A 10,254-nucleotide genomic window follows, 5' to 3' on the forward strand; every position below is an offset into this window, starting at 1 on the left:
AACTTCCCGCCCTATTCCGTGGGTGAGACCGGTCGTGTGGGCTCCCCGAAGCGCCGCGAGATCGGCCACGGCGCTCTGGCAGAGCGCGCCATGGTTCCGGTGCTGCCCTCGCGTGAGGAGTTCCCCTACGCGATCCGCCAGGTCTCCGAGGCGCTGGGCTCCAACGGCTCCACCTCCATGGGCTCGGTCTGCGCCTCCACGCTGTCCCTGCTCAACGCAGGTGTGCCGCTGAAGGCACCGGTGGCCGGCATCGCCATGGGTCTGGTCTCTGACGAGGTCGACGGCGAGACCCGCTATGCAGCCCTGACCGATATCCTCGGCGCCGAAGATGCCTTCGGCGACATGGACTTCAAGGTGGCCGGAACTTCCGAGTTCATCACCGCTATCCAGCTGGACACCAAGCTCGACGGCATCCCGGCCTCAGTGCTCACCGCAGCGCTGAAGCAGGCCCGTGAGGCTCGTCTGCACATCCTGAGCGTGCTCAACGCCGCCATCGACACACCTGATGAGATGGCAGCCACCGCGCCGCGCATCATCTCCGTGAAGGTCCCGGTGGACAAGATCGGCGAGGTCATCGGCCCCAAGGGCAAGATGATCAACCAGATCCAGGAAGACACCGGCACCGACATCTCCATCGAAGATGACGGCACCGTGCTGATCGGCGCCACCGACGGTGACTCCGCTGAGGCCGCTCGCGCAGCCATCAACGCGATCGCTAACCCGCAGGTCCCTGAGGTCGGCGAACGCTACCTGGGCACCGTGGTGAAGCTGACCACCTTCGGCGCCTTCGTCTCCCTGACCCCGGGCAAGGACGGTCTGCTGCACATCTCCGAGCTGCGCAAGCTCAACGGCGGCAAGCGCGTGGACGACGTCGAGGATGTCCTGGGCGTGGGCCAGAAGGTCCAGGTGGAGATCACCAAGATCGACGACCGCGGCAAGCTCAGCCTCGCCCCGGTGGTTGAGGAGGACTCCGCGGAGACCACCTCGGTCAACCAGGTCAACACCGAGGAAGACGCCTGAGTCTTGCTCACCTAGTACCAGGCAGACACCGGATCACCGGAGTCTGAGCTGATAGGCCGATGGCCGGGTTCCTGTTTCCAGGGGCCCGGCCATCGGCGTGCCGGATGCGGTGACGCCTCGGGCGTGAACTGGAAGGAAGAGAGATGACAGTAGCCCAGGTACTGCTGGCCCTTGAGCTGATCGGCACCTTCGCCTTCGCAGTCTCCGGCGCGCTGCTAGCGGCGAAGAAGGGCTTCGATATTGTCGGTTCCCTGCTGCTGGCCGGGCTCGCCGGTCTCGGCGGCGGCGTCATCCGTGACCTCATCGTCGGGCAGGGGGTCCCCACCGCCTTCGCCGCACCGCTGTATCTGATCCCGGTGGCAGCCGCCGCCCTAGCTGTCTTCTGTCACCTGATCCGCGAGGACCGACTGCGCCGGACCCTCCTGATCTTCGACGCCGTCGGGCTCTCCCTGTTCTGCGTGATGGGCTCCACCATTGCCTATACCGCAGGCCTGAACCCGGTGGCAGTCACCCTGCTGGGTGTCATCACCGCCGTGGGCGGCGGCACGCTGCGGGATATTGTGGCCAATGAGGTCCCGCAGATCTTTAATCCCGACGGCGTCTACGCGGCTCCTGCTTTCCTCGGGGCAGCTGCGACCACTGCGGGACTGTATTGGGAAGTCTTTGACGGATTCGCGGCAGTGGCCATCGCCTTAATGGTCTTCATCATCCGGATTCTGGCGCTGAAACTGCGCTGGCGAGTACCGCTTGCGGTACTGGGACTACCCCGAAAGGCCAGAGGCGAGTAGATTCAGCATATGTGCAGCACATCTTGTCGCATCGGCGTAGTGAGTAACACTCGGGGTGTTATGACGGGACTTCCTGGGTGGGAAGGAGCATGATATGCCGGTATTTGAACGTGAGACCTATCTGCCTTTCGCCCGGCATGACGTCTTCAGCTGGTACTGCCGCCCGGGCGCGCTGACCAGGCTGCAACCACCCTTTGCCGGCAGCGTTGTCCAGGAACCGCCCGAAGGGCCGGTGGACGGCGCAGAATCTGTGATCACGCTGAATCCGCCGGGGCTGATGGGCAACAGCGCCAAGGCCGGTATCGATTTACTGGGCACCCTGCTTCCGGTGAGCCCGCAGGCAGCGGTGACCTGGCGATCCCGCCATGAGGATTACGAGCATGACCGCGGCTTCAGCGATGTCATGGTTGCCGGACCGCTGAAGTCCTGGAGGCACCAGCGACGGTTCGAAGACTCCGGTGAGGGAACCCTGCTGAAAGAGCGGATCAGCTATGAGCTGCCGGTGCTGAAGCGGCTGCCACGAGCCGCACGTCAGATGACCCAGCAGCGTTTTGAGAAGGAACTGGAGAGGATCTTCACGTTCCGGGAGCACCAGACCATCCAGGACCTCGCCTTCCACCAGTCCCACGGGTCACTGGCCACCCAGCAGCGGCATGAGCGCAGCGATACCCAGGCGTGGCTGGAACCTCACGAGGACTCCACCCACGCACGCATCAACGTGGTCGCTGTCTCCGGGGCTACCGGCATGATAGGTACCCAGGTCTGCGCGCTTCTGGGCGGTGCTGGGATTGAGGTGCGCCGACTGGTGCGCCCGGAGTCAACCGCAGGATCAGCCGAGCGCGGTGATAGCCAACCCAGTGACGACACCGCCATCCGCTGGGATCCGGAGGCCGGCACCATTGATGCGGAGGCGCTGGCGGAAGTCGACGCGGTGATCAACCTTGCCGGGGAGCCGCTTGCGGCGAAGTTCACGCCGGAGCATAAGCAGAGAATCCAGGGCTCCCGGATCCGCGGCACCCGACTGCTGGCTGAAACCCTGGTCCGCCTGGAACAGGCCGATGATCGCGGCCGGGCACTGATCAGTGGTTCCGCCATCGGCTGGTACGGTGCCACCGGCGGTGACCGCACCCACACGCGTACTCCACTGCATGAAGAGGATCCCGCCGGCACTGACTTTCTGGCCAGCGTGTGTCAGCAGTGGGAAAAGGAAGCCGACGCCGCAGCCGGCGAAGGGGTGCGTGTGGTGACCGTGCGCACCGGCATTGTGCAGTCCCCCTCCGGTGGCGCGCTGGCGCGTCAGCTGCCGCTCTTCGCTGCGGGTCTGGGCGGGCCGCTGGGCCGCCGACAGGTCTTAAGCTGGATCAGCCTCGATGACATCGCCTCACTGATCGTGCACCTGACCCTGGACTCCCGCGCCCACGGTCCGGTCAACGCGGTGGCGCCGGACCCAGTCAACGGAGCCGACTATGCCCGTACCCTCGGAGCGGTGCTGCGCCGCCCGGCGGTGCTTCCAGTGCCGAGCCTGGCGCCCCAGCTGCTGCTGGGTAAAGAATGCACCCGCGAGATGGTGCTGGCTGATCAGGACGTCAGCGCAGATAAGGCGCTCAGCCTCGGCTTCGGTTACCGTCACCCGAGTCTGGAACAGGCGCTGCGGCATGTCCTGGGCCGCTGAGCCGTTCACCTGGAGGCGCTGACGGCGGCCGTCGTCGTCGTTATTCTGCGGTCTCCAGGTTGCTGACCGCCGGGCCCTCCAGCAGGGTGCCGTCCGCGGCGAAGCGTGAGGCGTGCAGCGGGCAGTCCCAGCTGCATTCAGCATCATTCCAGTTCAGCACACCACCCATATGCGGGCAGATCGCGGAGACCTTCCGTGTGGTGCCGTCCACCGTGGAGACACCCACCGGTTTACCGTGAACGCGTCCGACGACGCCCTGACCTTCCTCTGGGGCCTCATCCGGTAGGGAGTGCAACTCCGCAGAAGCCCAGTCCCCGGCCATCCGGGCACCGATGGTGAGGTTGTCCTTGACCCCGGTGAGCACCCCGCTGACTGTGGCAGAGCGTTGGGTGAGCACCTGAGCCCACGGCATATGGCCACCGAGAATCTCGCTGGAGATCGCCAACGCCGCGGCGACACCGTTGGTCATACCCCATTTGTTGTAGCCGGTGGCCAGGTAGATATGCCCTCCGCCGCGGGGCAGCTTGCCGAAGAACGGCACATAGTCGGCCGGCCGGTAGTCCTGAGCGGACCAGCTGTGGGTCAGCTCCGCGCCGGGGAAGTGCGCTGTGGTCCAGGTCCGGAGATCATCCACCGCGCCCTGGTGGTCACTGGTGCGCCCGACGACGTGGCCGTTTCCGCCTACCAGCAGCAGCTGCTCGCCGTTGATGTCAGCGGTGCGGGTGCTGCGGCTGGGGGAGTCGACGCTTAGGTACATGCCCATCGGGATGTCCTGGTCCTGCGGGACTCTGAACGCCATCGCGTAGGAGCGGTGGCCTTTGAGTTTGGCGAAGTACCCGCCGCGGTCAAGCACAGGGGCTCCGGTGGCCAGGACCAGCTGATCGGCGTGTAAGTCTCCGGCGGTGGTCTGCACCTGGACGGGGGCGTCGTCGTCGGTTTTTGCGTCTGTGACGCGCACACCTTCGAAGATGACCCCGCCGCGTTCCCTCAACTCCACGGTCAGCGCATCGAGGACCTCAGTGGGGTGGAACTGGGCCTGGTCGGCAAGGGCTACTGCTCCTGCAACCGGATGCGGAAGCTCAGTGGTTTCAGTCCATACGGCGTTAAGTCCGGCGGCCTGCGCGGCGTCCAGTTCCTTCTCCAAGGAGCTGATGCCCTGCTCACCGTTGGCGTAGATGAGTGAGGTACGGCGTTGGTATTCCAGTCCGTTGTCCTCCAGGTGGCGCAGCAGCCAGGCTTGACCTTCGCGGTTGGCTTCCACATAGGCCTGCAGCACCTCATCGGACTGGTGACTGCGGATGCTGGAGAGGTTGGTGCCCTGCAGCAGCGAGACTTTCGCGGTGGTGTTGCCGGTGGCCACTGCACCCACGCTGCGGGCCTCCACCACTGCCACCTGGTGACCTGCCCGGGCCAGAAGCACCGCGGTGGTCAGCCCGGTGAGCCCTGCTCCGGCCACCACGGTGTCATAGCGTGCCCCTGGGGTCAGGACATCTGCGGAGGGCCTTACAGGATGGGTATCGAGCCACAGCGAACGCATGGTGGAGTTCCTTCGTCTTAAGGTGCAGACGGTCCGACGTCGTCGCGGACCTGTTTCAGTTGTCTCTGGCGCCGGCCTGGTGCAGGTCCGGGTGCCGCTGCTCCCATCCTGTGAGGCGGACCTGAGTATCAGCCGAATGACTGCACGTAAGTGGTCGCTCAATAGACCCCGATCCGCTTTATGGGCTGACAAACTTTATGGGCTGACAAAGCCAGTCGGCTCACCTTACGAGTTCTTGGCCCCTCTGTTTCGGTTGAGACGCCGAGCGTGTCAAAAGCGTACTGAAAATGGTACGGTATTGACATGGAGGTGCAATGATGGGGTATCGACGGGACCTATGGGAACTCGCTGCCTCGCGCAACGGAGTCGTTACCGTGGCTGAGGCGGAGGAGGCGGGCGTGCCTGCCGTGGAAGTGAGGAAACTCGCGGCTCGCGGTGCGCTCCGGGCGTATGGAAAAGGCGTTTACACGCACGGCGAGGTGCCAAAAACGTCGCGTACAGAGCCCACGGTTGCGGTGGCACTTGCTGGCGAGGGAGCCTTCCTGCATCGTGAATCCGTCCTCGACCTGTTGGGATTAGGGCAGTTCAACCCAGCGAAAGTGCGGGTCGGCATTGGCCGCCGAGTTCGGCGTGCACTACCGTCGTGGATGGACCTGGAGAGACGCGTCGATATTTCCCCTACAGACCTCACCATGTACGAGGGCATTCCAGCGACGACCGTGCGGCGGGCGCTGCAGGACATGAGCAACCGAATGCCACCGGATCGCTGGCAAGGCCTGATCGATGAGGCGCTGCAGCGAGATCTTATCCAGGACCTGGACATTCCGACGCTAACGGCGGTGGCAGCGTGAGCGAGATGTCTCCGCCCCTGAATGTTACGCAGCTCAACGAACGGCTGGCTCAAGTTGCTGCAGAGCTGCGTATTCCTGTCTCCCGTGCGAGGGTCATGCTGTGCACGCTAATCGTTTCCCAGATGCTACCTGATGCTGTGGCGATCAAAGGCGGAATGGGCTTAAAACTACGTTTTGGGGAACTCGGCACACGGGCCACGTCCGATCTGGATGTTTTCACACGCGCCCGCGGTAAGGAGTTTGAGCCGACATTCCGTACATCCTTGGCCGCAGGGTGGGGTAGTGTGCCGCCGTCGAAGGGAGAGCAGCGGCGCAACCCCGACGCTCTCGAGCGTGTGGCCTTCACAGCGACGTTGCGTGCTGAAAAGCTCCATAACCCCGGGCTTAGTCGCCCTCAGTACTTAATGCACCCCTACCGGGTGTCCATCGCGTTTCTCGGTCGACCCTGGGGGTCGTTGGATGTTGAGGTAGCTGATCCAGAAATCGAACCGCTGGCGCACTCACGCAAGGAAGTTGATGGCGAACTTGTTTGGTTCGGCGCCCGCTTTGGATTCGGTGAGCTGCAGCCTATTGAGCTGGTCGATTTAGAGTTCCAAATTGCGCAAAAGCTTCACGCCGTCACCGACCCGTCCTATGTTCGTGCCCACGACCTAGTGGATCTGCAACTGCTGTGGAATGCGGAACCCGACCTGCGGAGTCTGCATCGATTATGCGTGCGCACATTTGATTGGCGGCGCCAGCAGACTTGGCCGCCGCTCCCGCTGCGCTCCATGGATGGCTGGGGGCTTGCCTATGCTGATGCACGAGAAGAGACCATGATCGACGGCCAAACCTCTGTGCTGCCTGACGTTGAGGAGGCTCGTGACTGGCTTATCGGGCTCATCGAAACCGTATCCTCAGCTGAGACGTGAACAGAAGACGGTCATTCACCAGGAAAACAGGGGTAGGGAAACGGGGTGAGTGGCTTTAGTTCGTCAGGGCGATGTAGAAGTTCAGCGTGGAGGCGTAGAGAACCCAGGCCAGATAGGGGATCAGCAGAACCCCCGCTGCGCGGCTGATGGGCCAGAAGGCGCGGATGGTCAGTCCGATCATGATGATCAGCACCAGGATCAGTGCAAAAGCTGCCCATAGCGCTGCCGTCCCCCACAGCGGGTAGCCGCTGAAGAACAGCGGCGACCACGCACCGTTGAGAACCAGCTGGACGGCATAGACCACCAGCGCTGGCCAGACCCGGACGTGGTGACGTTGCCGCCAGATCAGCCATGCCGCCACGCCCATGACCACATAGAGGGCGGACCATACCGGGCTGAACAGCCAGTCCGGTGGGTTCCATGGCGGTGTCTGGGCGTTGTCATACCAGCCGTCGGTATCATCGGCGATCAGTCGGCTGGCCCCGAAGCCGATCAGCACCGGTATGGCGATCATCACCGCCAGCCCCAGAATCTGCGTCACCGCCGAGTCCCGCCGCGCGCCGGAATGGGATTCTTGCCGGGCACCGCTGGGGGCGGTCTGGTTCCGTGCAGTTCGACTCTGCGCAGCCCGGTTCTGTTCAGTGCGATTCCGTGCAGTGCGGTTCTGTGCAGCCGGGTTCCTTGCCGCGTCACTCATCAGTCGTCTCCTGACAGGTCAGCAGCGGCGCTGACCTGCTTTTATCCTGACGGTGGCACGTGGATACAGGCTGAACGGCTTAGCCCGCGGCTACCGGCTGCGGCTGATGAACCAGTTCACCACTGCGGCCACCAGGATCACCCCGGCGGCAAGAAGCGGAACCAGCGCGGCCACGGCTGTGCCGTAGTTCTCCGCCAGCGCTCCGGTGATCGCCGAGGCAGCTGACTGGCCCACCACAATGCCGGTGGTCGCCATGGACATTGCTGTGGCTGAGCGGCCCTGCGGGCTGCGCTGGGCCACCAGGCTGAAGACCGTTACCAGGGTGGGGCCGATGCCGATACCGATTACCAGCAGCGCCACCATCAGCAGTAGAAGCTGGGGCTCAGCTGCAGCGGCAGCGATCTGCATGCCCACCGCACCTACCAGGATCAGCGCAGCAAAGCTCAGCCAGCGGGCACGCAAGCTGAATCCGGTGGGGAACAGTGCGGCACCCAGGGCGAAGGCCGCTGAGCCGACACCCATGGCGCTGTAGGCCAGCCCGGCGCGCTCGGCGTGGCCGGCATCATCCATGAAGGAGGTCAGCGAAGTCAGAGTGGAGCCGAAGACCAGCCCAATGCCCAGCACGCCCACCAGTACCACCAGCAGGCCGGGGGAGAACAGTGCTCGGGTAGGCGCGGGGGCGGCGTCGTGCTCTGTGTGGTGCGGCACCGCCCGGGAAGTGCGGTGCAGTGCAAAGGAGGTGACGAAGATGGCAGTCAGCACCGCAGCACCAATGATCGGTGCGGCCGGCCCCATGGCCGCAGCCAGCAGGCCCACCACCAGCGGACCGAAGACGAAGGCCACCTCATCGACTGCCGATTCATAGGCCATAGTCCCGTTGAGGGTCTTCTGCTGACGTGCCGCAGGCAGCTGACCAGTGATGATACCCACCAGCCGGCTGCGGGACATCGGCGGCACCTGCGGAGCACTGGCGCCGATAAGGAAGGCCGCGCTAAGGACGGCCCAGGAGCCCAGCGGGCTGTATGCGGCCCAGGCCAGCAGCAGCAGCGCAAGGCTGTTGGCCACCCCGGCGGCCAGGACCACCGGACGTTGTCCCCAACGGTCGGCGGCGGCGCCGATCAGCGGGCCGAAGCATGCGGTGCCCAGCCCCACCATGGCAGATGTCAGGCCACCGAGGCTGATGGAGTCGCGGGCGGCCACCACCAGGGTCAGCACGCCCACCACCATCATGGCGTAGGGGAAACGAGCGATCAGGGCGATGGGGAAGTAGGTAGGCCCCACGGCTTCGCGCAGGGTCTGCGGCTGAGGCGGGGCGGAATGGGAGGAGGAGGCGGGGGAGAGGGCGGCGGCAGCGGCGGGCTCGGGGTGCTGACCAGCTTCGGCCGGGCGGTTCATCTCAGATGACATAAAATGTGTAACTCCATTGGCGGTTGGGGGGTTCATAAGTGCCGCCTTGTCCGCGCAGAGAGCCGGACAGGTAGATACACGCTGGGGCCATAGCTGAGTGGTTCTCTTCAGCGCAGAGTGCGGTGATCCGCAGCTGCGTGGGAAGCGCATATGGCCAAATCCAGCGCTCTATCCTACCGCCCACCGGTGATATCACGAAACGTTCAGGCATTGACCAGGATGCTTTCATCGTCGAGGATGCTCCGGAACAAGCACACCATGAGAGGACTTCAATAATGAGCAGCGCCGCGGATACCACCGACGACGAGCTCGCGCGTCCCACCGGTTCGGGTAAGCGCGGTATTCTCCAGCGTTTCCTGGACGGTATCGAGTTCGCCGGCAATAAGCTTCCCCACCCGGTGACGCTCTTCGCCGGACTGGCGCTGCTGATTGTGCTGCTCTCCTGGGCGCTGTCCCAGGCTGGTGTCTCCGTGGAGGACCCCATTGAGGGCGGCAGTGTGGAGGTCTTCAACCTGCTCTCCGGTGAGGGCATCGAGTGGATGTTCACCTCCATGGTGGATAACTTCCTGGGCTTCGCTCCGCTGGGTGTTGTGCTGGCCACCATGATCGGCATCGGCATGGCCGAGCAGACCGGGCTGATCGGCACTGCGCTGCGCACCTTTATCTTGTCTATCCCGCGGACCCTGGTGACTTTCGCCATCGTCTTCGCCGGCATCATGTCCTCGCTGGCCTCAGATGCTGGCTATGTGGTGCTGCCGCCGTTGGCTGCCATCCTCTTTGTGGCGCTTGGCCGTCACCCGTTGGCCGGCATTGCCGCAGCGTTCGCGGGTGTCTCGGCGGGCTTCAGCGCGAATCTGCTGCTCTCGGCTACTGACGTGATGCTCGGTGAGCTGACCATTGAAGCTGCTGCCACTGTGGACCCGGAGTACGCCGAGGGTATGAACCTTGCGATGAACTACTGGTTCATCATCGCCTCCACTGTGGTGCTCTCGATTGTGGGCACCTTGGTGTCACGTTTCATCGTCGAACCGCGCCTGGGCTCCTGGAAGGGCGAGGGCGTCGTCGAAGGTGAAGACCGTGAGTCTTTGAAGGTCACCACCGTGGAGAAGAAGGGCCTGATTGCCGCTGGTATCGCCCTTGTGGTGACGGTTGCTGCGCTGCTCGCGCTGATCATTCCTGAGAACGGCCCGCTGCGCGGTGACGACGGCGGGATCGTGCAGTCACCGTTCATGAACTCGCTGGTCGTGGTGATCATCGCGGCGTTCTTCATCCCTGGCTTGGTCTACGGCATTGTGACCAAGGTGGTCCGCAATGACACTGACGCGGTCAACCACGTCTCGAAGACTCTGGCCGGTATGGGCATGTTCTTGC

9 protein-coding genes are annotated in these 10,254 nt (G+C 64.0%); 6 read left to right on the forward strand and 3 right to left on the reverse strand.

Annotated features, from left to right (window positions below; all coding sequences use genetic code 11):
* The 3 genes from TX78_RS14215 to TX78_RS05390 form a co-directional block, all read left to right on the forward strand.
* The coding region (locus tag TX78_RS14215; protein WP_044494278.1) for a polyribonucleotide nucleotidyltransferase at positions 1 to 1,020 on the forward strand (1,020 nt) is incomplete at its 5' end.
* A 143-nt stretch (positions 1,021 to 1,163) separates the two neighbouring features.
* Positions 1,164 to 1,808, forward strand: coding sequence for a trimeric intracellular cation channel family protein (locus tag TX78_RS05385; protein ID WP_044494279.1), 645 nt, complete (start codon positions 1,164 to 1,166; stop codon positions 1,806 to 1,808).
* A gap of 94 nt (positions 1,809 to 1,902) precedes the next feature.
* Positions 1,903 to 3,480 carry a TIGR01777 family oxidoreductase gene (locus TX78_RS05390; RefSeq protein WP_044494280.1) on the forward strand — a complete coding sequence of 526 codons (1,578 nt, stop codon included), beginning with the start codon at positions 1,903 to 1,905 and terminating at the stop codon, positions 3,478 to 3,480.
* 40 nt (positions 3,481 to 3,520) lie between these two features.
* Here the strand turns inward: TX78_RS05390 and TX78_RS05395 are convergent, their stop codons facing one another.
* Positions 3,521 to 5,017: an FAD-dependent oxidoreductase gene (locus TX78_RS05395; protein ID WP_044494281.1), complete on the reverse strand. Its 1,497-nt coding sequence runs from the start codon at positions 5,015 to 5,017 to the stop codon at positions 3,521 to 3,523.
* Positions 5,018 to 5,334: 317 nt separating this feature from the next.
* Here TX78_RS05395 and TX78_RS05400 point away from each other — a divergent pair, with 317 nt between their 5' ends.
* Positions 5,335 to 5,868, forward strand: coding sequence for a type IV toxin-antitoxin system AbiEi family antitoxin domain-containing protein (locus tag TX78_RS05400; RefSeq protein ID WP_044494499.1), 534 nt, complete (start codon positions 5,335 to 5,337; stop codon positions 5,866 to 5,868).
* 5 nt (positions 5,869 to 5,873) lie between these two features.
* Positions 5,874 to 6,779 carry a nucleotidyl transferase AbiEii/AbiGii toxin family protein gene (locus TX78_RS05405; RefSeq protein WP_233722177.1) on the forward strand — a complete coding sequence of 302 codons (906 nt, stop codon included), beginning with the start codon at positions 5,874 to 5,876 and terminating at the stop codon, positions 6,777 to 6,779.
* A gap of 55 nt (positions 6,780 to 6,834) precedes the next feature.
* Here the strand turns inward: TX78_RS05405 and TX78_RS05410 are convergent, their stop codons facing one another.
* Positions 6,835 to 7,476, reverse strand: a complete 642-nt coding sequence (locus TX78_RS05410) for a TspO/MBR family protein (RefSeq protein WP_049897504.1) — start codon at positions 7,474 to 7,476, stop codon at positions 6,835 to 6,837.
* A gap of 90 nt (positions 7,477 to 7,566) precedes the next feature.
* Positions 7,567 to 8,883: an MFS transporter gene (locus tag TX78_RS05415; protein WP_233722178.1), complete on the reverse strand. Its 1,317-nt coding sequence runs from the start codon at positions 8,881 to 8,883 to the stop codon at positions 7,567 to 7,569.
* A gap of 275 nt (positions 8,884 to 9,158) precedes the next feature.
* Between TX78_RS05415 and TX78_RS05420 the strand changes: the two genes are divergently transcribed.
* A partial coding sequence (locus TX78_RS05420; RefSeq protein WP_044494505.1) for an AbgT family transporter occupies positions 9,159 to 10,254 on the forward strand: 1,096 nt, incomplete at its 3' end.

The organism is Nesterenkonia massiliensis (assembly GCF_000455245.1).
Lineage (GTDB): Bacteria > Actinomycetota > Actinomycetes > Actinomycetales > Micrococcaceae > Nesterenkonia > Nesterenkonia rhizosphaerae.